At 62.5% G+C, this 22965-nt stretch carries 17 protein-coding genes; 14 read left to right on the plus strand and 3 right to left on the minus strand.

Features of this window, described 5'->3' with window-relative positions; all coding sequences use genetic code 11:
* Positions 1-5: 5 nt before the first annotated feature.
* On the minus strand, positions 6-854 hold the full coding sequence (locus N6G83_RS32420; protein WP_016929788.1) for a MurR/RpiR family transcriptional regulator: 849 nt from the start codon (positions 852-854) through the stop codon (positions 6-8).
* Between the two features lie 167 nt (positions 855-1021).
* Here N6G83_RS32420 and murQ point away from each other — a divergent pair, with 167 nt between their 5' ends.
* From murQ to yfhb, 3 genes are read left to right on the plus strand one after another with little or no spacing between them, the layout of a single operon-like run.
* On the plus strand, positions 1022-1915 hold the full coding sequence (gene murQ, locus N6G83_RS32425; protein ID WP_025303940.1) for an N-acetylmuramic acid 6-phosphate etherase: 894 nt from the start codon (positions 1022-1024) through the stop codon (positions 1913-1915).
* Positions 1916-1933: 18 nt separating this feature from the next.
* Positions 1934-3301: a PTS transporter subunit EIIC gene (locus N6G83_RS32430; RefSeq protein WP_148123883.1), complete on the plus strand. Its 1368-nt coding sequence runs from the start codon at positions 1934-1936 to the stop codon at positions 3299-3301.
* Positions 3302-3304: 3 nt separating this feature from the next.
* Positions 3305-3961 (plus strand): phosphatidylglycerophosphatase C, encoded by a 657-nt coding sequence (gene yfhb / locus N6G83_RS32435; protein WP_148123691.1) that lies wholly within the window; start codon positions 3305-3307, stop codon positions 3959-3961.
* A 45-nt stretch (positions 3962-4006) separates the two neighbouring features.
* On the opposite strand, the gene N6G83_RS32440 is transcribed toward yfhb, so the two are convergent.
* Positions 4007-5059, minus strand: coding sequence for a DUF2157 domain-containing protein (locus N6G83_RS32440; protein WP_148123690.1), 1053 nt, complete (start codon positions 5057-5059; stop codon positions 4007-4009).
* A 117-nt stretch (positions 5060-5176) separates the two neighbouring features.
* Between N6G83_RS32440 and tadA the strand changes: the two genes are divergently transcribed.
* Entirely contained in the window at positions 5177-5683 is a 507-nt protein-coding gene (gene tadA / locus N6G83_RS32445; RefSeq protein ID WP_033644114.1) for a tRNA adenosine(34) deaminase TadA, read from the plus strand.
* Here the strand turns inward: tadA and mltF are convergent, their stop codons facing one another.
* A complete protein-coding gene (mltF, locus tag N6G83_RS32450) occupies positions 5684-7144 on the minus strand; it encodes a membrane-bound lytic murein transglycosylase MltF (protein WP_025303935.1) in 1461 nt (486 codons plus the stop codon).
* A 275-nt stretch (positions 7145-7419) separates the two neighbouring features.
* On the opposite strand from mltF, the gene purL reads away from it, so the two are divergent.
* The 10 genes from purL (at position 7420) to N6G83_RS32500 (ending at position 22965) form a co-directional block, all read left to right on the plus strand.
* Positions 7420-11313 (plus strand): phosphoribosylformylglycinamidine synthase, encoded by a 3894-nt coding sequence (gene purL, locus N6G83_RS32455; protein ID WP_260524103.1) that lies wholly within the window; start codon positions 7420-7422, stop codon positions 11311-11313.
* Positions 11314-12195: 882 nt separating this feature from the next.
* Positions 12196-13632: a sensor histidine kinase gene (locus N6G83_RS32460; RefSeq protein WP_025303933.1), complete on the plus strand. Its 1437-nt coding sequence runs from the start codon at positions 12196-12198 to the stop codon at positions 13630-13632.
* Between the two features lie 3 nt (positions 13633-13635).
* Positions 13636-14508, plus strand: a complete 873-nt coding sequence (qseG, locus tag N6G83_RS32465; protein WP_053085981.1) for a two-component system QseEF-associated lipoprotein QseG — start codon at positions 13636-13638, stop codon at positions 14506-14508.
* Entirely contained in the window at positions 14505-15845 is a 1341-nt protein-coding gene (gene glrR / locus N6G83_RS32470) for a two-component system response regulator GlrR (protein WP_025303931.1), read from the plus strand. The genes qseG and glrR overlap by 4 nt, the downstream gene beginning before the upstream one ends.
* Positions 15846-15975: 130 nt before the next feature.
* A complete protein-coding gene (locus tag N6G83_RS32475; protein WP_025303930.1) occupies positions 15976-17598 on the plus strand; it encodes an NAD+ synthase in 1623 nt (540 codons plus the stop codon).
* A gap of 11 nt (positions 17599-17609) precedes the next feature.
* Positions 17610-17948: a nitrogen regulatory protein P-II gene (gene glnB, locus N6G83_RS32480; protein ID WP_004847623.1), complete on the plus strand. Its 339-nt coding sequence runs from the start codon at positions 17610-17612 to the stop codon at positions 17946-17948.
* 204 nt (positions 17949-18152) lie between these two features.
* Positions 18153-19076, plus strand: coding sequence for a LysR substrate-binding domain-containing protein (locus tag N6G83_RS32485; RefSeq protein ID WP_015378793.1), 924 nt, complete (start codon positions 18153-18155; stop codon positions 19074-19076).
* A 115-nt stretch (positions 19077-19191) separates the two neighbouring features.
* Complete coding sequence (locus tag N6G83_RS32490) at positions 19192-20655, plus strand: gamma-aminobutyraldehyde dehydrogenase (RefSeq protein ID WP_043138131.1); 1464 nt, start codon at positions 19192-19194, stop codon at positions 20653-20655.
* 73 nt (positions 20656-20728) lie between these two features.
* Positions 20729-21883 (plus strand): putative ABC transporter substrate-binding protein YdcS, encoded by a 1155-nt coding sequence (ydcS, locus tag N6G83_RS32495; protein WP_025303928.1) that lies wholly within the window; start codon positions 20729-20731, stop codon positions 21881-21883.
* Between the two features lie 53 nt (positions 21884-21936).
* On the plus strand, positions 21937-22965 hold the full coding sequence (locus N6G83_RS32500; RefSeq protein ID WP_015378790.1) for an ABC transporter ATP-binding protein: 1029 nt from the start codon (positions 21937-21939) through the stop codon (positions 22963-22965).

Below are 22965 nucleotides of genomic sequence, written 5' to 3' on the forward strand. Positions count from 1 at the left end.
ACGCGTCAAACCAACTTTTTCATTAACTGTTCGCTGTGCTTGATGCGATCGCGGGCATGATCGAGATCGTGCTGGATCAATGCCATAAACAGCAGGTCGGTGAGGGCGAACTGGGCGGTGCTGGAGGAGATGGCCGCGCTGCGGGTATGGGGCTCTTCGGCGATGGTATAGAGGCAGTGGTCCGCGCGCTGCTGCAGACCATTGGGCGAGAAGCTGGTCAGCGCCAGCACTCTGGCGCCGGCCTGGCGCGCCTCTTCCGCCGCCAGATTGATTTCACGCCGTTCGCCGCTGAAGGAGATGGCCAGCAGCAGATCGCGTTTGTCCAGCGCCTGCACCGCCGCCAGCTGGACGTGCATGTCCGCTTCGGCCACCGCCATCACGCCGATTTTCAGCAGCTTGAAGGAAAAATCCTTGGCCACCAGCCCGGAGGCGCCGATGCCGATCAGCATCACCCGGCGCGCCTGGCGCAGCATGTCCAGCGCCTGATGCAGCCGCTCTTCGCTGTTGATGTCCAGCGTCGCGCGCAGCGCCGCCTGCTTTTCCGCCAGCAGCTTTTCACCGACGGTTTTCAGCGTGTCGCTGCTGAGGATGTGGTTGTGGACGGTCACTACCGGTTCTGCCTGCGGCTGGGCCAGCGTCTCGCTCAGCGCCAGCTTCAGCGCCGGGAAACCTTTATAGCCCAGTTTTTGGGCGAACTTGACCACGCTCGACTGGCTGATGCCGGCCAGCTGGGCCAGCTTTTGCGAGCTGAGATGGCGCGCCTGCTCGGCGTTATTCAGCAGAAAGTCCGCCAGCTTGCGGTCGTTTTGCGCCAGTGTCGGATACATCTGGCGAATGCGCAGAAGGGTACTCATTGTTCTTTCCCTGGAAACCAGCGGCCATTTTGCCATGCAGAGGGCGAAAACGCGCGGTGAAAATTTTTGTGAGCTCACCGTTAAAATAGCAAATAGCGCTCGCTTTGTTGAATAAAATATTCAAATATTGATTTAATTTTGTGAATTAAAAATTCAAAGGTGAACAGATGAACTTAGGCGCACTGGTATCGGAAACCCGCAACCCGGCCACCATGGGGCTGGATGAGATGTCGACGTTGGACATGGTCCGCTGCTTTAACCAGGAAGACCGCAAGGTGCCGGAGGCGATTGAAAAGGTGCTGCCGGCGATTGCGCAGGCGGTCGATTTGGCTGCGGCGGCGCTGAAGGCCGGCGGCCGGCTGATTTATTTGGGCGCCGGCACCAGCGGCCGCCTGGGCGTATTGGATGCCTCCGAGTGCCCGCCGACCTTCGGCGTGCCGCACGGCGTGGTGGTGGGGCTGATCGCCGGCGGGCCGGGCGCGCTGCTCAAAGCGGTGGAGGGGGCGGAAGACGACGAGGCCCTGGGCGAAGCCGATCTCCGGGCGCTGAACCTCACCGCCGTCGATATGGTGGTGGGGTTGGCGGCCTCGGGGCGCACGCCCTACGTGATCGGCGCCCTGCGCTATGCGCGCGGGCTGGGCTGCCCGACGGCGGCCATCTCCTGCAACCCGGATTCGCCGATTGCGCACGAAGCGCAGGTGGCGATTTCGCCGGTGGTGGGGCCAGAGGCGCTGACCGGTTCGACGCGCCTGAAATCCGGCACCGCGCAGAAACTGGTGCTCAACATGCTGTCGACCGGCGCGATGGTCAAGCTGGGTAAGGTCTACCAGAACCTGATGGTGGACGTGAAGGCCACCAACGTCAAACTGGTGGATCGCGCCTGCCGCATCGTGGTGGAGGCCACCGGCGCTGAACGCGCTCAGGCGGAGGCGGCGCTGGCGCAGACCGGTTTTGAGGTTAAACCGGCGATCCTGATGATCTTGGCCGGCGTCAGCGCCGAAGAGGCGCAGCAGCGGCTGCAGCGGCACGACGGCTACCTGCGCGCGGCGTTGGTGCGTTAATTGACGGTGGGGGTGGCGATGGACAAGACAACGGCATTGGCGACACAGATCTTGGCGGGCGTGGGGGGCGAGGGCAATATCCTCAAACTGGAGAACTGCATGACGCGGGTGCGCATCGAGGTCAGCGACGAGCAGCGTCTGGATCTGGCCGCCCTCAAGCAGTTGCCCGGCGTGAAGGGCTATATCAAACAGGGTGAGCAGCATCAGTTTATCGTCGGCCCGGGCGCCGCCGCCAAGGTGGTGGACGCCATGCGCGGGCTGTTGAGCGGCAATGCACAGCCCGCTGCCGCCGTCGGTGACGCCGCCCGCACCAAGGCGCAGGTCAAGCAAAAATACGCTGCGCCGATGAGCGGCGCGCTGAAAAAGCTGGCCGACGTTTTTATTCCGCTGATCCCGGCGTTTATCGCCTCGGGGCTGATCACCGGCATCATCAACCTGCTGAAACGGCCCGACATCGCCGGTCAGCTGGCCGTGGACTACCCGAACGTGCTGGGGCTGCTGGCGATATTCGGCAGCGCGGTATTCGCCATCATGAACATTCTGGTTGGGGTGAACGCCGCGCGGGTGTTCGGCGGCTCACAGGCGATGGGCGGCGTGATGGCCGGGATCCTCTCCAGCCCTGCGCTGGCGCAGATCACGTTGTTCGGCGAGGCGCTGCAGCCGGGGCGCGGCGGGGTGATCGCCGTGCTGCTGGTGGTGGCGTTGATGTGCTGGGTGGAGAAACGCCTGCGTACGCTGTTGCCGGAGTCGGTCGAACTGATCCTTAACCCACTGCTGACCACGCTGGTCACCGCCTCGTTGGCGATCCTGATCCTGCAGCCGGTCGGGGGGGTTATTTCCGATGCCATCGCCCACGGCGCCAATCTGGCGATCGACAAGGGCGGGCTGCTTGTCGGGGCGCTGCTCTCGGGGCTGTTCCTGCCGCTGGTGCTCTCCGGCCTGCATCAGGGGCTGGTGCCGATCCACGTCGAGCTGGTGCAGGCGCACGGTTCCAACCCGCTGCTGCCGATCCTGGCGATGGCCGGCGTCGGTCAGGTGGGGGCGGCGCTGGCGGTGCTGTTGAAAACCCGCAATGCGCGGCTGAAGAAGGTGATCAAAGGGGCGTTGCCGGTCGGCATTCTCGGCATCGGCGAGCCGCTGATCTTCGGGGTGACGCTGCCGCTGGGGCGGCCGTTTATCGGCGCCTGCCTCGGCGGGGCGGTCGGCGGTGCGCTCATCAGCTACTGGAAGGTGGCGACGGTGATTACCTTCGGCATTTCGGGGCTGCCTTTGGCGTTGACCATCGTCTCAGGTAAGGTGATGTTGTATCTGGCGGGGATGCTGATTACGATTATCGCCGGTTTTCTCTTCACCTGGATGATGGGGTTCAACGATCCCGAGGAGTAGCGTTTGAGCGACAAGCAGCAACCATCGGCCGCAGAAGGGCGCCGCGTGGTCTTTTTCGATCTGGACGGCACTCTGCATCAGGAGGATATGTTCGGCAGTTTCTTGCGCTTCCTGCTGCGCTGTTTACCGCTGAATCTGCTGCTGGTGATACCGCTGTTGCCATTGATTGGCCTGGCGCTGTTGCTGCTGGGGCGCGCCGCGCGCTGGCCGATGAGCCTGTTGCTGTGGGCGATCACCTTCGGGCGCTCCGAAGCGACGCTGAAGGCGTTGGAGCGGCAGTTTATCGAGGCTTTCCGCCAGAAGGTGACCGCGTTTCCGGTGGTGCAAATGCGCTTGCGGCAGTATTTGGATGAGCACGATGCCGAGGTGTGGCTGATTACCGGCTCGCCGGAGCAACTGGTGGCGCAGGTCTATCGGGATTCGGCGTTTCTGCCGCGGGTGCGATTGGTCGGCAGCCGCATCGCGCGCCGCTATGGCGGCTGGGTGCTGACCTTGCGCTGTCTGGGCGTACAAAAAGTGGTGCAGCTGGAGCAACGGCTCGGTGCGCCGCTGAAGCTGTACAGCGGTTACAGCGACAGCAAGCAGGATAACCCGCTGCTGTTTTTTTGCGAACACCGCTGGCGGGTAAGCAAGCAGGGCGAGCTGCAGCAGCTGGAATAAACAAAGGGCGGAGAATTCCGCCCTTTGCTGTTATCGCTACCGCGATCAGTCGTCGGTTACGTCGTGCGGTTTGCGCCCCAGTTGCCAAATCTTCTCCGCATAATGCCCCAACGCCCACAGGCTCAGGCCGAGCAGCGCGAAGAAAATCGCCTTCGGCATGCTGTCCCAGAAAAACTCGAACAGGCGGGTATACAGGTTGATGCCGAGGAAGGTCAATCCAAAGCCGCGCAGCATGGCGTCGTCATGCTTCAACCCCAGCCAGATGGCGGCGAGGGCGGCCAGCCCGAACAGCAGGCTCCAGTGGAACAGCTCAATCTGGCGCGCGCGGTACCAGCTGTCGAGATCGCCGTAGTTGCCAAAGATGGATAGCAGCCACAGCGCGATGAACAGGTACAGCAGGCCCATCGCCAGCGACACCCGCTGCAGGCCGCGCTGCGCCAACAGCGGCCGCAGCAGCAATGCGGCGGCGATCAGCACCGCGCCGAAGGCGATAAAGCGAATCGGGTAGCTCATGCCGAGCCAGTAGGCGCCCCAGCCGGACAGGTAGCCGGTTTCGGCGCCGAAGGCATTGCCGAGCGACAGCAGGGCGAACCACCACACCAGCCCGGAGCGGCTGAACCAGCCGATCGCGCCGTACAGCAGCGCGGCGACCAGCAGCAGTACGGAAACCCGGCCGCTGCCGTTATCCAGCCAGACCCCCAACTGCCATAAGGCGCAGGCGGTGAGCAACACGGCGACAAACAGCGCCGCCTCATTGCCGTAGCGTTTTTCCGGGTGCTGTTGGCGGCGGCGCAGCGCCCAGACGTAGGCCAGCGCCGCCAGTACGCCGGCGATCGCCATGCGCACCGGCGCGTCGAAGCGGAACAGTTCGCTCAGCCATTCAAGCAGTGCGCTGTCGGCGAACAGGCTGGTGACGGCGATCAGCAACGAGGCCAGCGCGGCGAGAAACGCATAGCGCGCCAGCCGTCGCCAGTCGAAAGGTTGTACGTCCACATGCAGCAGCAACTGCTGCCGTTGCTCGGGTGTCAAGGCGCCTTCCCCAACCCAGCCGTCCAGCGCCTTGCGCACCACGACGGCGTTCTTTTTACTGAGTTTCATGTTTCTTGTCCCTGAATCACACGCTGATTCGGCCAGTATAGCCATTGGCGGGCGGCTACGACAAAGGGAGGCTAGTGTGTATAATGCCCGCCGCAAAAGCGCACGAGGAATTATGCGATGACTGAATATAACGATGAGTACTGGATGCGTCAGGCATTGCAGCTGGCCCTGCGCGCGCAGGAAGAGGGCGAGGTGCCGGTGGGTGCGCTACTGGTGCTGGACAATCAGGTCATCGGCGAGGGCTGGAACCGCCCGATCGGCCGACACGATCCAACCGCGCACGCCGAGATCATGGCGCTGCGCCAGGGCGGCGCGGTGCTGCAAAACTACCGCTTGTTGAACGCCACGCTGTACGTCACGCTGGAGCCCTGCGTGATGTGCGCCGGTGCGATGGTGCACAGCCGTATCCGCCGGTTGGTGTATGGCGCCGCCGACGAGAAAACCGGCGCTGCCGGTTCGCTGGTGGACATTTTGCGCCATCCGGGCATGAACCATCAGGTGGAGATCGTCTCGGGCGTGCTGGCGGACGAATGCGCCGCCACCCTGAGCAATTTCTTCCGCCTGCGCCGCGAACAGAAAAAAGCGCTCAAGCTGGCGCAGCGGGCGGCGGATAAGCCGGAATAATCAGTAGTTGAGCGCCAGTTCCGGCATCACCGTCGGATAGCCTTTCCCCAACGCTTCCTGCTCGGCGGCCGCTTGCGCCGCCTTTCTCTCTTTTTCCTGCAGATAACCTACCAGGCTGACCTGGTAGCGGCGGATGTTCTCTACATAGTTGTAGGCTTCACGCCCGCGCGCATAGCCGTAGGTCAGCTGCGGGTAGTAGCGCTTTTGGCTGAGCATCGGCAGGCGCTGTTTGACGTCGACCCAGCTGTCCGGATTGCCTTTTTGCGTTTTGGTCAGCTTGCGTGCGTCCAGCATATGGCCCCAGCCCATGTTGTAGGCCGCCAGCGAGAACCAGATGCGCTCGTCTTCCGGCACGCTGTCCGGCACCTTGGCCATCAGTCGCTGCAGGTAGAGCGCGCCGCCCTGAATGCTCTCTTCCGGATCGAGGCGGTCGTTGACCCCCAGGCCGTCGGCGGTGGCGCGGGTCAGCATCATCAGGCCACGCACGCCGGTGGGGGAGGTGGCCTGCGGATTCCAGTGCGATTCCTGATAGGCGATGGCCGCCAGCAGCTTCCAGTCGATCTCGTTGGCGTGCTTCTCGAACAGCGGGCGGAAGTTGGGCAGCACCGAGTCGATGGCCGACAGGAAGGTTTTGGTGTCCACATAGTCGAAGCTGCCGACGTGGCCGAGGTATTTCTCCTCCAGCCGCGCCAGGGTGCCGTCGTCCACCATTTGACTGTAGAAATCCAGCATCGCTGCGTACAGGCTGTCGTCGCCGTCACGTTTGAGATACCAGGTGACCGGCTCTTCGTCGGTGACGTCGAACGCCACCGCCAGCTGCGGATGGATGCGCTGCAGCAGCGCGATGGTCACCGAATCGCCGAGGGTGTAGTCCAGCTTGCCGTCGGCAACCCGCTCCAGCAGCTCTTTGGAGGTGAGATCGCTGGAGGACTCCCAGGTGAGATCCGGGTATTTATCCTGCTTGAGCTGTTTTAGCGTGCTGACGTGCGCGGAACCGGAGGCGACCGCCAGCTTGCCTTTGATGTCGGCGAAGCTTTTCGGCCGCGGGGTGCCCAGTCGGTACACCAGCTGTTGGGAAACAGAGTAGTAGGCCGGGCCAGTGCGTGCGCGGCTGAGGCGTTCCTGGTTGTAGATAAGGCCCGCCGCCAGCAGGTCGGCGTCGTCGTCGTCCAGATCGTCGAACAGGTCATTGATATTCTGATGGGGGATCACCACCAGCTTCACCCCGAGGTAGTTGGCGAAGCGCTTGGCCAGTTCGTAGTCGAGCCCACCCGGCCCTTGCTTGGTGTTGAAATAGGTCAGCGGTGAATTCAGCGTGCTGATACGCAACTCGCCGCGGGAGATGATCTCCTGGAGTTGCCCGCCCTGGCCGCTGCGCCAGGTAATATTGGGCCACAGCGCGAGAGCCAGAAGCAGGGTGACAACGCCGATGAGGATGTAGTTTATTTTAAGACGTTTCAAATAGTTATCCAGTGGTGGCACAGGTACACCGGCGACGACAACCGCGACTTTTCTCATGGTTAAATCACCAGTGCGGGGGGCATTTTGCGCAACAAAACGCCAGTGTGCAACTTTATTGACACGTTATGACAATTCGTCGGTGCGGCACGCTTTTATCAATAATCCCTACGCAAACGGTTTCGTCGGCGGCGAGGATTCTCTATAATGACGCGCGTTTTCCCCTGTTGCGCCCAATGAAGCGTCTTATCCGTCGCTTCGAAGACGAGAGAACTTTGATTATGGAAATTCTGCGTGGTTCGCCCGCTTTATCGGCTTTTCGCATTACCAAACTGCTGTCCCGCTGCCAGGACGCTCACCTGCCCGTCAGTGATATCTACGCCGAGTACGTCCACTTTGCCGATGTTAGTGCACCGCTAAGTGCCGAAGAACACGCCAAGCTTCAGCGTCTGCTCAAGTACGGTCCTTCTCTCGCCGAACACGCTCCCGAAGGCCGGTTGCTGCTGGTTACGCCGCGTCCGGGCACCATTTCTCCCTGGTCTTCCAAAGCCACCGATATTGCCCACAACTGCGGTTTGCAACAGGTGCTGCGGTTGGAGCGCGGCCTGGCGTTCTACGTCAAGGCGCCCGAGCTGACGGAAACCCAGTGGCGCCAGCTCGCCGCGCTGCTGCACGATCGCATGATGGAAACCGTCTTCAGCGAGCTGCAACAGGCCGAACAGCTGTTCGCGCACCATCAGCCGGCGCCGTATCAGTCGGTCGATGTGCTGGGCGCAGGGCGCACCGCGCTGGAGCAGGCCAACGTCCGGCTCGGCCTGGCGCTGGCGCAGGACGAGATCGACTACCTGCTGAATGCCTTTACCGGTTTGGGGCGCAACCCGACGGATATCGAACTCTATATGTTCGCGCAGGCCAACTCCGAGCACTGCCGCCACAAGATTTTCAACGCCGACTGGATCATCGACGGCGAACAGCAGCCTAAATCGCTGTTCAAAATGATCAAGAACACCTATGAGCAGACGCCGGACTACGTGCTGTCGGCGTATAAAGACAACGCCGCCGTGATGGAAGGCTCGCAGGTCGGTCGCTTCTTCGCCGCGCCGGAGAACGGCACGTACGATTACCATCAGGAAGACGCGCACATCCTGATGAAGGTAGAAACCCACAACCACCCGACGGCGATCTCACCGTGGCCGGGCGCCGCGACCGGCTCCGGCGGCGAGATCCGCGACGAGGGCGCCACCGGCCGCGGCGCCAAGCCGAAGGCCGGCCTGGTGGGCTTCTCGGTGTCCAACCTGCGCATTCCCGGCTTTGAACAGCCGTGGGAGCAGGATTTCGGCAAGCCGGAACGCATCGTCACCGCGCTGGATATCATGACCGAAGGCCCGCTGGGCGGCGCGGCATTCAACAACGAATTCGGTCGTCCGGCGCTGCTGGGCTACTTCCGTACCTATGAAGAGCGCGTCAACAGCCATAACGGCGTTGAGCTGCGCGGCTATCACAAACCGATCATGCTGGCGGGCGGTATCGGCAACATCCGCGCCGATCACGTGCAGAAAGGGGAAATCACCGTCGGCGCCAAGCTGGTGGTGCTGGGCGGCCCGGCGATGAATATCGGCCTGGGCGGCGGCGCAGCCTCGTCGATGGCGTCAGGCCAGTCCGATGCCGATCTGGACTTCGCTTCGGTGCAGCGCGACAACCCAGAAATGGAGCGCCGCTGTCAGGAAGTGATTGACCGCTGCTGGCAGCTGGGCGACCAGAACCCGATCCTGTTTATCCATGACGTCGGTGCCGGCGGCCTGTCCAACGCCATGCCGGAGCTGGTGAGAGACGGCGGCCGCGGTGGCCGCTTCGAGCTGCGCGATATCCTCAACGACGAGCCGGGCATGAGTCCGCTGGAAGTGTGGTGCAACGAATCGCAGGAACGTTACGTGATGGCGATTGCCCCGGCGCAGATGGCACAGTTCGACGAGATTTGCCGCCGCGAGCGCGCACCTTATGCGGTGATCGGCGAAGCGACCGAAGAACAGCACCTGACGCTGAACGACCGCCACTTCGACAACCAGCCGATCGACATGCCGCTGGACGTGCTGCTCGGCAAGACGCCGAAAATGACCCGCGACGTTACCCGCCTGCAGGCGCATGGCGAGGCGGTGCAGCGTGAGAACATCACGCTGGCCGACGCGGTGAAACGCGTGCTGCATTTGCCGGCCGTTGCGGAGAAAACCTTCCTGATCACCATCGGCGACCGCACCGTTACCGGCATGGTGGCGCGTGACCAGATGGTCGGCCCGTGGCAGATCCCGGTGGCCGACTGTGCGGTCACCACCGCCAGCCTGGACAGCTATTACGGCGAAGCGATGTCGCTCGGCGAACGCGCGCCGGTGGCGCTGCTGGACTTCGCCGCCTCCGGCCGCCTGGCGGTCGGGGAAGCGCTGACCAACCTGGCCGCCACGGAAATCGGCAGTCTGAAGCGCGTGAAGCTGTCCGCCAACTGGATGGCCGCCGCCGGCCACCCGGGTGAAGACGCCGGCCTGTACGAAGCGGTGAAAGCGGTGGGCGAAGAGCTGTGCCCGGCGCTGGGCATCACCATTCCGGTGGGTAAAGACTCCATGTCGATGAAAACCCGCTGGCAGGAAGGCAATGAACAGCGTGAAATGACCTCGCCGCTGTCGCTTGTCATCACCGCCTTCGCTCGCGTGGAAGACGTGCGCCACACCGTGACGCCACAATTGCGCACCGATAAGGGCGACAGCGCGCTGCTGTTGATCGACCTGGGCAACGGCCATAACGCGCTGGGCGCCACCGCGCTGGCGCAGGTTTACCGCCAACTGGGCGACAAACCTGCCGACGTGCGCAACGTTGCGCAGCTGGCGGGCTTCTTCAACGCCATGCAGCAGCTGGTGGCCGATCGCGCGCTGCTGGCTTACCACGATCGCGCCGACGGCGGCCTGCTGGTGACGCTGGCGGAGATGGCCTTCGCCGGTCACTGCGGCGTAGAGGTTAACCTCGATGGCCTCGGCGACGATGCGCTGGCGGTGCTGTTCAACGAAGAGCTGGGCGCGGTGATCCAGGTGAGCGCCGAACGCCTCGACGACGTGAAGCGGGCGTTCGCGCAGCACGGTCTGACCGACAACGTGCATCACATCGGCAGCGTGCAGGCCGGCGATCGTTTCGTCATCACCCAGCACGGCAAGGCGCTGTACAGCGAAAGCCGCAATACGCTGCGCACCTGGTGGGCGGAAACCACCTGGCAGATGCAGCGCCTGCGCGATAACCCGGCGTGCGCCGATCAGGAACATCAGGCCAAGCAGGATGAACAAGATCCTGGCCTGAACGTGAAACTGACCTTCGCACCCGAGGAAGACATCGCCGCGCCGTACATCGCCAAGGGCGCTCGCCCGAAAGTGGCGGTGCTGCGCGAGCAGGGGGTGAACTCCCACGTTGAAATGGCGGCGGCGTTCCACCGCGCCGGCTTTGACGCGGTGGACGTGCACATGAGCGATCTGCTGGCAGGGCGCCGCGATCTGCAGGACTTCCACACGCTGGTGGCCTGCGGCGGCTTCTCTTACGGCGACGTACTGGGTGCTGGCGAAGGCTGGGCGAAGTCTATCCTGTTCAACGAGCGGGTGCGTGACGAGTTTGAGGCGTTCTTCCACCGTCCGCAGACGCTGGCGCTGGGCGTATGCAACGGCTGCCAGATGATGTCCAACCTGCGTGAGCTGATCCCGGGCGCCGAACACTGGCCGCGCTTCGTGCGCAACCTGTCGGATCGCTTCGAGGCGCGCTTCAGCCTGGTGGAAGTGGCGGCCAGCCCGTCGCTATTCATGCAGGGCATGACCGGTTCGCGCATGCCGATCGCCGTTTCCCACGGTGAAGGGCACGTCGAAGTGCGCGATGCGGCGCATCTGGCGGCGCTGGAAAGCCAAGGCCTGGTGGCGCTGCGTTTCGTCAACAACGCCGGTCAGGTGACGGAAGCTTACCCGGCTAACCCGAACGGTTCGCCGAACGGCATTACCGCCGTGACCAGCGCCAACGGACGTGCCACGGTGATGATGCCGCACCCGGAACGCGTGTTCCGCACGGTGAGCAACTCCTGGCACCCGGAAGAGTGGGGCGAGGACAGCCCGTGGATGCGCATGTTCCGCAACGCCCGTAAGCAGCTGGGCTAAAAACGGCCACCACCGTACAGAGGGCGCAAGCAATTGCGCCCTTTTTTATGGCCGGCGTTCGCCGAATGGCGGCAGTGTCTGCATTTTGCGACAGGCGCTATTTTCCCTGTCGCTAAATGGAGACATTTAACCGTTTGATTTTATTGGTGGTAAGCGGGTTTGGCTTTAGTTGTCTGCATTTGGCGACAGCGCGGCGTTTTTTTCATCGCTCATCGGGGCGTGATGCGCAAAGAAATTTGCTGATATAATTTTATTTTTTAATAAAATCATAAAGTTATAATTTTAATTGCAAAATTGGCACGCAACGTGCATTATTCTCATCAGTTGCTCATTCAACTTTTTATGACGGCGCCGTTATTAGACGGCAAATCGCCTCATAAGCCTCCGAATGATGCCAAAGAAATGGTGCCTATCGTCCAACTAAACCGATAACAGACCGTGCAAACGGCTTTATCAAGCATCGGGCGACACGTGGAGTGAGGCACCGCCTGTATCCAACTGTGATGAAGGGTTCATCAATCCTGGATACTTACGGATGCTATTCGTCCTGTTCGATGCCAGCCGCTGCGCTACATCACCCTGGGGACGAGGTTCAAGGGCATCCACACCTTCCTTGCGTTGGGGCAAGTTTCTTGCCCCGATGTCTATTCTCAACGCTGCGCTTATCCCTGTTTCGTTGCCTATGCCCTCGAACGCAGACGCTCTCCCCACACTCTCGTTTTCGCACCGGTTGATATTACCGGGGCCGCATGCCGTCGGCAGGCCTATGGGCGCGGTTCACCAATCCCGTCGCTTTTTCCTTGTGCGTTCAGGATTCTCCCTTGCCGGGCTTTTTTCTTTCCGGCGAGTCAGTTAGCATCGTGACAGAGCTGAGAGAATGAGATGATTTCGTTGAAAAAATGGCGTTTATTTCCCCGTTCGCTGCGGCAATTGGTGCTGCTGGCCTTTCTGTTGGTGCTGCTGCCGCTGTTGGTGCTGGCCTATCAAGCCTACCAGAGCCTGGATCACCTCAGCGCGCAGGCGGCGGACATCAACCGCACCACGCTGGTGGACGCGCGGCGCAGTGAGGCGATGACCAGCGTGGCGCTGGAGATGGAGCGCAGCTATCGTCAGTACTGCGTGCTGGTCGATCCTACGCTGCAGAAGCTGTACCAGAACCAGCGCAAGCAATATTCGCAGATGCTGGACGCCCACGCGCCGATTCTGCCGGACGAGCGCTACTACCAAACGCTGCGTCAGTTGCTGACCCAGCTGGCGGCGATCAAATGCCATAACAGCGGGCCGGACCAAGAGGCTTCGGCCTTGCTCGAATCGTTCTCCCGTTCCAACGCCGAAATGGTGCAGGCCACGCGCGCGGTGGTGTTCTCGCGCGGCCAGCAGCTGCAGCAGGCCATCGCCGAGCGCGGCCAGTTCTTCGGCTGGCAGGCGCTGCTGCTGTTCCTGGTCAGCGTGCTGCTGGTGGTGCTGTTTACCCGCATGATCATCGGGCCGGTCAAGGCCGTGGAACGGATGATCAACCGCCTGGGGGAAGGGCGCGCGTTGGGCAGCACTGCATCGTTCAAGGGGCCGCGCGAGCTGCGTTCGCTGGCGCAGCGCATCATCTGGCTGAGCGAGCGGCTGGCGTGGCTGGAATCGCAGCGCCACGAATTCTTGCGCCATATCTCGCACGAGTTGAAAACGCCGCTGGCCAGCATGCGCGAAGGCACCGAGCTGCTGGCCGACGAGGTGGCGGGGCCGCTGACTTCCGATCAGAAAGAGGTGGTGACGATCCTCGACAACAGCAGTCGCCACCTGCAGCAGCTGATTGAACAGCTGCTGGATTACAACCGCAAACTGGCCGATGGCCCGGCGGAACACGAGAACGTCGAGCTGCGCGAGATGGTCGATTTGGTGGTCGCCGCGCACAGTTTGCCGGCGCGGGCGAAGATGATTTCCACCGAAATCGTGCTGGAGGCGGAAATCTGCTGGGCAGAGCCTACGCTATTAATGCGCGTGCTGGATAATCTCTACTCCAATGCGGTGCACTACGGCAAGGAATCCGGTAACATTTGGATCCGCAGCCGTCAGGTTGGACAACGGGTGCAAATCGACGTCGCCAATACCGGCACGCCGATCCCCGAGGCTGAAAGAGCCATGATTTTCGAGCCTTTTTTCCAGGGTAGTCACCAGCGAAAAGGGGCGGTAAAAGGAAGCGGACTGGGGTTGAGCATCGCTCAGGACTGTATCCGTCGCATGCGCGGTGAGCTGCAACTGGCGACGGTCGCCGGTGCAGACGTCTGCTTCCGCATTGAACTGCCGTTAACCGCCGAGAATGAATAAATAATGTACACATGGTCTAAGCGCCTTCGTCTTTCACAGACTGAACGTTCACCGCGTGCCACGCACAGAGCGCCGCTCGGCAAACGCCCGATCAGCTGGTTGGGTGCCGTCTTCTTTATGCCGCTGTTGCTGGCGGGCTGCGTCGATCGCGCCGTCAGCGGCGGCCTGAACGCTCAGCAGCAAGAGGCGATCCCGGATACCAAGGTGATCGATTACCGCACCGCGGCTTGCGATACCCTGTGGCAGTTGGACGACAAGGATGCGCTGGATAATGCGCTCTACTGGCTGCGCGCGATGGACTGCGCCGATCGCATCGGCTCGACCCAGGCGCGTGCGCTGGCGAAAACGGTGCCGGGTGACAGCTGGTCCGGCGTTTTCAAACAGAGCATCCTGCTGGGTAGCGCACAGCCGACCTCTGGCGAACGCCGCCAGATGATCGACAGGATCAACAGCTACCGGATGGAGTTCCCCGGCTCGCTGCGTCCACTGACGCAGCTGTGGCGCCAGCAGCAGATGCTGCAGATCACGCTGTTCGATGAGAAAGCGCGCTATCAGCATCTGCAGGAGAGCAGCGACAGCCAGATCGATTCGCTGCGCCAGAGCCAGGCGCGTTTGCAATCGCAGCTGCAGGACACCTCACGCAAGCTGGAAAACCTGACCGACATCGAGCGCCAGCTCTCTTCGCGCAAGCAGCTGCAAGGGGAAATCCCGGACAACGGCGCGGGCTCGCAAAAGGGCGAAGCCGCCGGTAAAAACGGCGCGGCCGCCAAAGGGGCTGAGCCGCAGGACGAGCCGGAAAAGGGCACCGCGCTGCCGGTTGAACCGGAAGACACCTATACGCCGCCCCCTGCCAATAAGGAGTCCCACGCGCAATGACCGCACGCAAACCGGCCAACCTGTTATTGGTTGACGACGATCCCAGCCTGCTGAAGCTGCTGGGCATGCGTCTGACCAGCGAAGGTTTTCACGTCACCACCGCCGAAAGCGGCCAGGAAGCGCTGCGCCTGCTGGCGCGCGAACAGATCGATCTGGTGATCAGCGATCTGCGTATGGACGAGATGGACGGCATGGCGCTGTTCGCCGAGATCCAAAAACATCAGCCGGGCATGCCGGTGATCATTCTCACCGCGCACGGTTCGATTCCCGATGCGGTGGCCGCCACCCAGCAAGGGGTGTTCAGCTTCCTCACCAAACCGGTGGATCGCGATGCGCTGTACAAGGCCATCGACGAGGCGCTCGCGCTGTCGGCCACCCCGGCCGGCGACGAGGCCTGGCGGGAAGACATCGTCACCCGCAGCCCGCTGATGCTGCGCCTGCTGGAGCAGGTGAAAATGGTGGCGCAGTCCGACGTCAGCGTGTTGATCAACGGCCAGAGCGGCACCGGCAAAGAGGTGGTGGCGCAGGCGATCCACGCCGCCAGCCCGCGCGCCGGCAAGGCGTTCATCGCCATCAACTGCGGCGCGCTGCCGGAGCAGCTGCTGGAGTCCGAACTGTTCGGCCACGCCAAGGGCGCCTTTACCGGCGCGGTCAGCAGCCGCGAAGGGCTGTTCCAGGCGGCGGCGGGCGGCACGCTGTTCCTCGACGAAATCGGCGATATGCCGCTGTCGCTGCAGGTGAAGTTGCTGCGTGTGCTGCAGGAGCGCAAGGTGCGGCCGCTGGGCAGCAACCGCGATCTGGACATCGACGTGCGCATCATCTCCGCCACCCACCGCGATCTGCAAAAGGCGATGGCGAAGAACGAGTTCCGCGAGGATCTCTACTATCGCCTCAACGTGGTGAACCTGAAGATCCCGGCGCTCAACGAGCGCGCCGAAGACATTCCGCTGCTGGCCAACCACCTGTTGCGTGAAGCGGCTCAGCGGCACAAGCCGTTCGTGCGCAGCTTCTCGACCGACGCCATGAAGCGGCTGATGACCGCCAGCTGGCCGGGCAACGTGCGTCAGCTGGTCAACGTCATCGAGCAGTGCGTGGCGCTGACCTCGGCGCCGGTGATCAGCGAAGCGCTGGTGGAGCAGGCGCTGGAAGGGGAAAACACCGCACTGCCGACCTTTGCCGAAGCGCGCAACCAGTTTGAGTTGCACTACCTGCGCAAGCTGCTGCAGATCACCAAGGGCAACGTGACCCAGGCCGCACGCATGGCGGGCCGCAACCGTACCGAGTTTTACAAATTGCTGTCGCGTCACGAGCTGGACGCCAACGATTTCAAAGAATGACAGATTCCCGCCGGTGCCTGCCACGCAGGTTCTCAACAAATCCGGCGGAATGATTTACACTCCGTTCTCTTTGCCGCGGCGCGCCCCGGCGTAGAGCACCATGGAACGTATTAAGCGGGATCGTACACAAATGAGCAGATCACTTTCCATCGCCCTGGCCCAGCTGAACCTGCTGGTCGGCGACATTGAAGGCAACACCGAACGCATGTTGCAAATCGTGCAGGAGCAGCAGAAGGCGGGAGCCGATCTGGTCATGTTCAGCGAACTGGCGCTGTCCGGCTACCCGCCGGAAGACCTGCTGTATCGCAATGACTTCTATCAGCGCTGCGACGCGCAGCTGCTGCGCCTGCAGCAGGCCTCCGCCGAGACGGCGATCCTGGTCGGCCACCCGTGGCGCGAAGGCGACAAGCTGTATAACGCGCTGTCGCTGTTTGCCGAAGGCCGCCTGCTGACCCGCTACTTCAAGCAGCAGCTGCCGAACTACGGCGTGTTTGATGAGAAGCGCTATTTCCACGCCGGCAACGACACCTGCGTGGTGGAGTTGAAAGGCTACCGTCTGGGGCTGCTGATTTGCGAAGATCTGTGGTTCCCTGAGCCGATCGACGCCGCCAAGGCGGCCGGCGCGGAGATTATCCTGTCGATCAATGCCTCGCCGTATAACCGCGAAAAACCGTATATCCGTAAAACGCTGATGGCCGGCCACTGCCAGCGCACTCAGCTGCCGCTGGTGTACCTCAATCAGGTCGGCGGCCAGGATGAGCTGATCTTCGACGGCTGCTCCAAGGTATTCGATGCCGCCGGCACCATGACCCACCGTCTGGCGGCCTTCGACGAGCAGGTGACTCGTCTGGAATTCAACGAGCTGGCCGTGGTGCCGATGGCCGATCCGGCCGCTGAACTGCCGCAGCTGGCGCAGGTGTATCAAGCGCTGGTGCTGGCGGTGCGCGACTACGTGACCAAAAACGGCTTTAAAGGCGCGGTGCTGGGGCTGTCCGGCGGCATCGACTCGGCGCTGACGCTGGCGATCGCCGTGGATGCGTTAGGTAAAGACAAGGTGCAGGCGCTGATGATGCCGTTCCGCTATACCGCGGATATCAGCATCGCCGACGCCAAGGAAGAGGCGGAAATCCTTGGCGTGGAGTTCGATATCGTCTCCATCGAACCGATGTTCGACGCCTTTATGGGCCAGCTGTCGCCGATGTTCGCCGGCACCGAGCGTGACACCACCGAAGAAAACCTGCAGGCGCGTTGCCGCGGGGTGGTGCTGATGGCGCTGTCCAACAAACGCCGTAGCATCGTGCTGACCACCGGTAACAAGAGCGAAATGGCGGTGGGTTACGCCACGCTGTACGGCGATATGGCCGGCGGTTTCGACGTGTTGAAAGACGTGCCGAAAACGCTGGTGTTCAAGCTGTCCGAATACCGTAATACCGTCTCCTACGTGATCCCGCAGCGGGTGATCGATCGTCCGCCGTCCGCCGAGCTGGCGCCGGATCAGGTCGATCAGGACAGCCTGCCGCCGTACGATATCCTGGATGCGATCCTGGAAGGCTACGTTGAGCGTGACAAGTCGGTCGCCGATCTGGTGGCCGAAGGGTTCGACGAAGCGATCGTGCGCAAGGTGATCCGCCTGGTGGACATCAACGAATACAAGCGGCGTCAGGCCGCCGTCGGGCCGCGCATCACCGCCCGTAACTTCGGCAAAGACCGCCGCTACCCCATCACATCCGGTTTTGGCCGCAAAAATTGGTAAAAGGAAAGAAGATGAAAAAGATCGACGCGATTATCAAGCCGTTCAAACTGGATGACGTCCGCGAAGCACTGGCCGAAGTGGGCATCACCGGCATGACGGTCACCGAAGTGAAAGGTTTCGGCCGCCAGAAGGGCCACACCGAGCTATACCGCGGTGCCGAGTACATGGTCGACTTTTTGCCTAAGGTGAAGATCGAGATCGTGGTTGCCGACGACATCGTTGACACCTGCGTGGAAACCATCATGCAGACCGCGCAGACCGGCAAGATCGGCGACGGCAAGATCTTCGTCTTCGACGTGGCGCGCGTGGTGCGCATCCGTACCGGCGAGCAGGACGAAGAAGCGATCTGATCCTCTGCCATCAAGGGCGCAGCGTGCTGCGCCCTTGTCATTTCTGTCCTCCGCGCATCATGCTTCTTCGCCTCGCCGTTTCCCCCTTTTTGCCTGTCAGCATTCTAAAAAAGCGAACGCTATCGCGTTTTTGATACTTTTCCCGATCGCTTCGTGGCCGGCGTCTACACTCAACGCAATGTTTTTGCTTGAGGAATCCCCCCCATGATGACGTTACGCCAAATCCGCCACTTCATCGCCGTGGCGGAAACCGGGTCGATCTCCGCCGGCGCCCAGGCGGTGTTTGTCTCCCAGTCTTCGCTGACGCTCGCTATCCAGCAGCTGGAAACCGAGATCGGCGTGCGGCTGTTCGATCGCCACGCCAAGGGCATGACGCTGACCCATCAGGGGCACCAGTTTTTGCGCCAGTCGTATCTGATCCTGGCGACGGTGGACAACGCCAAGCGCAGCCTGCAGATCGGCACCGAAAGCCTGACCGGCAAGCTGACCATCGGCGTCACCAGCCTGGTGGCCGGCTACTTCCTGGTGGAACTGCTCACGCGCTTTAAATCGGCCTATCCCAACGTCACCGTGCAGGTGGTAGAAGACGAACGCCCGTACATCGAGCATCTGCTGGTCAGCGGCGAGATCGACATCGGCGTACTGATCTTGTCGAACATCGAGGACCGCGACGCGCTGCAGACCGAGGTGCTGATGCACTCGCCGTACCGCCTGTGGCTGCCGCCGCTGCACCCGCTGCTGGAGCACGAGAGCATCAGCCTGGCGGACGTGGCCAAACAGCCGCTGATCCAGCTCAACGCCGATGAAATGGACGTGCACGCGCGGCGCATCTGGGCGCGCGCCGGGCTGAAGCCGGAGATCGCCATGAAGACCGCCTCGACCGAGGCGGTGCGCAGTCTGGTGGCGGCGGGGATGGGGGTCTCCATCCAGCCGGACATGGCGTACCGCGCCTGGTCGCTGGAGGGCAACATGATCGAGGCGCGGAAGCTGGACGATCTGCTGGAGCCGCTGGATATCGGGTTGGCATGGCGGCGCGGCAGCGCGCGGCCGGAGCTGGTGACGCCGTTCCTCACCATCGCGCGCGAGAACGGCAGCAAACACGCCGCCGGGCTTAAGCATTCGATTTAATCGAACGCGTCGTTCAGTATTTAGAATTTGTTGCCCGCCAGAGGCTCGCTTAGGCTGATTAAAACTAACTTATTCACATTTGGTTAACGTTTTTGTCACTTAGGGGCGTCAGGCGATGGCGGATGTGCAGGTTCTCTCAGGTTTGTCCTGTCAGCAGTTCATTAACGGTCAGCTTATCGACGGCGAAGGCCAGCAGGAATGCATCGTCAATCCGGCCAACGGCGAGACGCTGATCGCCCTGACCGAAGCCTCTTCGGCGCAGGTCGGCAGTGCGGTGAAAGCCGCGCAGCAGGCGTTCAGCCACTGGTCGCGCACCACGCCGGCCCAGCGCGCCACGCTGTTGCTGCGCATCGCCGACGCCATCGAGCGGCAGGCGCCGCAGCTGGCGCAGCTGGAAGCCCTCAACTGCGGCAAACCGCTGCATCAGGCGCTCAATGACGATCTGCCGGCGGCGGTCGACGTGTTTCGCTTCTTCGCCGGCGCGGTGCGCACGCAGCAAGGGCAGCTGGCCGGCGAGTATGTGCCCGGCCACACCTCGATGATCCGCCGCGATCCGATCGGCGTGGTGGCCTCGATCGCCCCCTGGAACTATCCGTTGATGATGGCGGCGTGGAAAATCGCGCCGGCGCTGGCGGCGGGCAATACCGTGGTGTTTAAACCGTCCGAACATACGCCGCTGACCATTCTGGCGCTGGTGCCGGCGCTGCAGGAGATCCTGCCGCCGGGCGTGCTGAATATCGTCTACGGCGGCGGTGAAGGGGTCGGCAGCCAGCTGGTGGGGCACCCGCAGGTGCGGCTGGTGTCGGTCACCGGCGATATCGTCACCGGGCAAAAAATTCTTCAGGCGGCGGCCAAAAGCGTCAAGCGCACCCACCTGGAACTGGGGGGCAAGGCGCCGGTGATCGTCTGCGACGACGCCGATCTCGACGAGGTGGTCAACGGCATTCGCACCTACGGCTATTACAACGCCGGCCAGGACTGCACCGCCGCCTGCCGCATCTACGCGCAGGCGGGCATCTATCCCAAACTGGTGGACGCGCTGGGCGAGGCGGTCGCCAGCCTGCGCTTCGCCCGCAAGCGCGATCAGGACAACGAGATCGGCCCGTTGATAAGTAGCCGCCAGCGCGATCGCGTCGCCAGCTTCGTCGAGCGGGCGCTCAGCCAACCGCATATCGAATTGATCACCGGCGCCGCGGCCCACTCCGGGCCGGGGTTCTACTACCAGCCGACCCTGCTGGCGGGCTGCCTGCAAAGCGACGAAATCGTGCAGCGCGAGGTGTTTGGCCCGGTGGTCAGCGTCACGCGCTTCGAGCATCTGGCGCAGGCAGTCGAGTGGGCCAACGACTCGGAATACGGGCTGGCTTCGTCGGTGTGGACGCAAAATATCGATCGGGCGCTGCACATCGCCGCCCATCTGCAGTACGGCAGCACCTGGATCAACACCCATTTCACCTTGGCGAGCGAGATGCCGCACGGCGGCCTGAAACGCTCCGGCTACGGCAAGGATCTGTCCAGCGATTCGCTGCAGGATTACAGCGTTGTCAGACACGTAATGGCGAAGTTCAAAGCCAGCTTCTAGCGGTTCTATAAAGCAAAATCGGGCGGCAGCCGTTCCCTGCCGCACACAGATACGCAACACAGGGGTAATTACGATGAGAAAAACTACCGCAGTCACCACCACCGTCTCCGCGCTCTGTCTCACCGTGCTGTGCGGCCTGGCCCAGGCGGCCGATCTGCCGCAGTCACTGGGCAAAGGCGAAGGCCGGCTGGATATCATCGCCTGGCCCGGCTACATCGAACGCGGCCAGTCCGACAAAAACTACGACTGGGTCACCCAGTTTGAGAAGCAAACCGGCTGCGCGGTGAACGTGAAGACCGCCGCTACCTCCGATGAAATGGTCAGCCTGATGGCCAAAGGCGGCTACGATCTGGTGACCGCCTCCGGCGACGCCTCGCTGCGCCTGATCTTCGGCAAGCGGGTGCAGCCGATCAACACCGCGCTGATCCCGAACTGGAAGAACATCGATCCGCGCCTGCTGAACGGCGCCTGGTACACCGTGGACGGCAAAACCTACGGCACGCCGTACCAGTGGGGGCCAAACCTGCTGATGTACAACACCAAAACCTTCCCGACGCCGCCGGACAGCTGGGCGGTGATCTTCCAGCAGCAGAACCTGCCGGACGGCAAGAGCAACCAGGGGCGGGTGCAGGCTTACGACGGCCCGATCTACATCGCCGACGCGGCGCTGTTCCTGAAGGCCACCCAGCCGCAGCTCGGCATCAGCGATCCTTATCAGCTCAACGAAGAGCAGTATCAGGCGGCGCTGAAGCTGCTGCGCAGCCAGCACGCGCTGATCCACCGCTACTGGCACGATACCTCGGTGCAGATGAGCGACTTTAAAAACGAAGGCGTGGTGGCTTCCAGCGCCTGGCCGTATCAGGCCAACGCCCTGAAGGGCGAGGGGCAGCCGATCGCCACCGTGTTCCCGAAAGAGGGCGTGACCGGCTGGGCGGATACCACCATGTTGCACAGCGACGCCAAACACCCGAGCTGCGCCTACCAGTGGATGAACTGGTCGCTGGAGCCGAAGGTGCAGGGCGACGTGGCGGCCTGGTTCGGGTCGGTGCCGGCTTCGCCGGCGGGCTGCAAGGCCAGCGCGCTGCTGGGTGAGAAGGGCTGCGAAACCAACGGCTTCAACCAGTTCGACAAAATCGCCTTCTGGAAAACGCCGCAGGCGCAGGGCGGCAAGTTCGTGCCGTACAGCCGCTGGACCCAGGACTACATCGCCATCATGGGCGGCCGCTAAGCCGCGGGGCGCAGCCCGCTGCGCCCGAATCACATCCGTATGGAGCACAGAAAATGACCATTGCCGTGCAATTCATCGATGTTTCGCGGACTTTCGGCGATGTTCGCGCCGTGGATCGGGTATCCATCGATATTCAGGACGGGGAATTCTTCTCCATGCTCGGGCCGTCCGGCTCGGGCAAAACTACCTGCCTGCGCCTGATCGCCGGCTTTGAACAGCTCACTTCCGGCTCGATTCGCATCCACGGCCAGGAAGCCGCCAACCTGCCGCCGTACCAGCGCGACGTGAACACCGTGTTTCAGGATTACGCGCTGTTCCCGCACATGTCGGTGCTGGAAAACGTCGCCTACGGCCTGATGGTGAAGGGCGTCGCCAAACGCGAGCGGCTGGCGCGGGCGCAAGAGGCGCTGGAGAGCGTGGCGCTCGGTTTCGTCGCCGAACGCAAGCCGGCGCACCTGTCGGGCGGCCAGCGTCAGCGCGTGGCGTTGGCGCGCGCGCTGGTCAATCGGCCGCGGGTGCTGCTGCTGGACGAGCCGCTCGGCGCGCTGGATCTCAAGCTGCGCGAGCAGATGCAGGGCGAGCTGAAGAAGCTGCAGCGCCAGCTGGGCATCACCTTTATCTTCGTCACCCACGATCAAAGCGAAGCGCTGTCGATGTCCGATCGGGTGGCGGTGTTCAATAACGGCCGCATCGAACAGGTGGATACGCCGCGCGAGCTTTACATGCGGCCGAAGACGCCGTTCGTCGCCGAGTTCGTCGGCACCTCCAACGTGGTACGTAGCGAGCTGGCGCAGCGCCTGCTCGGCGAAAGTCGAACCTTCTCGATCCGGCCGGAACATATCCGCCTGCTGGAGCAAGGCGGCGCGGCGCAGGACGAGATTCAGGTGCAGGGCACGCTGCAGGAAATCCATTACCAGGGCGCGGCCACACGCTATGAAATCGCGCTGAACGGCGGCGAAAAGCTGCTGGTCAGCCAGGCCAATCCGCAGTGGATCGCCGAAGGGCAACAGCGGCAGATCGGCCAGCCGATCGTCGCCTGCTGGCCGCGCGCGGCGATGGTGCCGCTGCTGGAGGAGAGGTGA

The sequence above is a fragment of the Serratia sp. PL7 genome, assembly GCF_945957435.1.

Bases quoted from the DNA above. Each gene is read 5' to 3' on its own strand.
- N6G83_RS32420 (WP_016929788.1), bottom strand. From the start codon at position 854: ATGAGTACCCTTCTGCGCATTCGCCAGATGTATCCGACACTGGCGCAA.
- murQ (WP_025303940.1), top strand. From the start codon at position 1,022: ATGAACTTAGGCGCACTGGTATCGGAAACCCGCAACCCGGCCACCATG.
- N6G83_RS32430 (WP_148123883.1), top strand. From the start codon at position 1,934: ATGGACAAGACAACGGCATTGGCGACACAGATCTTGGCGGGCGTGGGG.
- N6G83_RS32440 (WP_148123690.1), bottom strand. From the start codon at position 5,059: ATGAAACTCAGTAAAAAGAACGCCGTCGTGGTGCGCAAGGCGCTGGAC.
- tadA (WP_033644114.1), top strand. From the start codon at position 5,177: ATGACTGAATATAACGATGAGTACTGGATGCGTCAGGCATTGCAGCTG.
- N6G83_RS32460 (WP_025303933.1), top strand. From the start codon at position 12,196: ATGATTTCGTTGAAAAAATGGCGTTTATTTCCCCGTTCGCTGCGGCAA.
- qseG (WP_053085981.1), top strand. From the start codon at position 13,636: ATGTACACATGGTCTAAGCGCCTTCGTCTTTCACAGACTGAACGTTCA.
- glrR (WP_025303931.1), top strand. From the start codon at position 14,505: ATGACCGCACGCAAACCGGCCAACCTGTTATTGGTTGACGACGATCCC.
- N6G83_RS32475 (WP_025303930.1), top strand. From the start codon at position 15,976: ATGAGCAGATCACTTTCCATCGCCCTGGCCCAGCTGAACCTGCTGGTC.
- glnB (WP_004847623.1), top strand. From the start codon at position 17,610: ATGAAAAAGATCGACGCGATTATCAAGCCGTTCAAACTGGATGACGTC.
- N6G83_RS32485 (WP_015378793.1), top strand. From the start codon at position 18,153: ATGATGACGTTACGCCAAATCCGCCACTTCATCGCCGTGGCGGAAACC.
- N6G83_RS32490 (WP_043138131.1), top strand. From the start codon at position 19,192: ATGGCGGATGTGCAGGTTCTCTCAGGTTTGTCCTGTCAGCAGTTCATT.
- ydcS (WP_025303928.1), top strand. From the start codon at position 20,729: ATGAGAAAAACTACCGCAGTCACCACCACCGTCTCCGCGCTCTGTCTC.
- N6G83_RS32500 (WP_015378790.1), top strand. From the start codon at position 21,937: ATGACCATTGCCGTGCAATTCATCGATGTTTCGCGGACTTTCGGCGAT.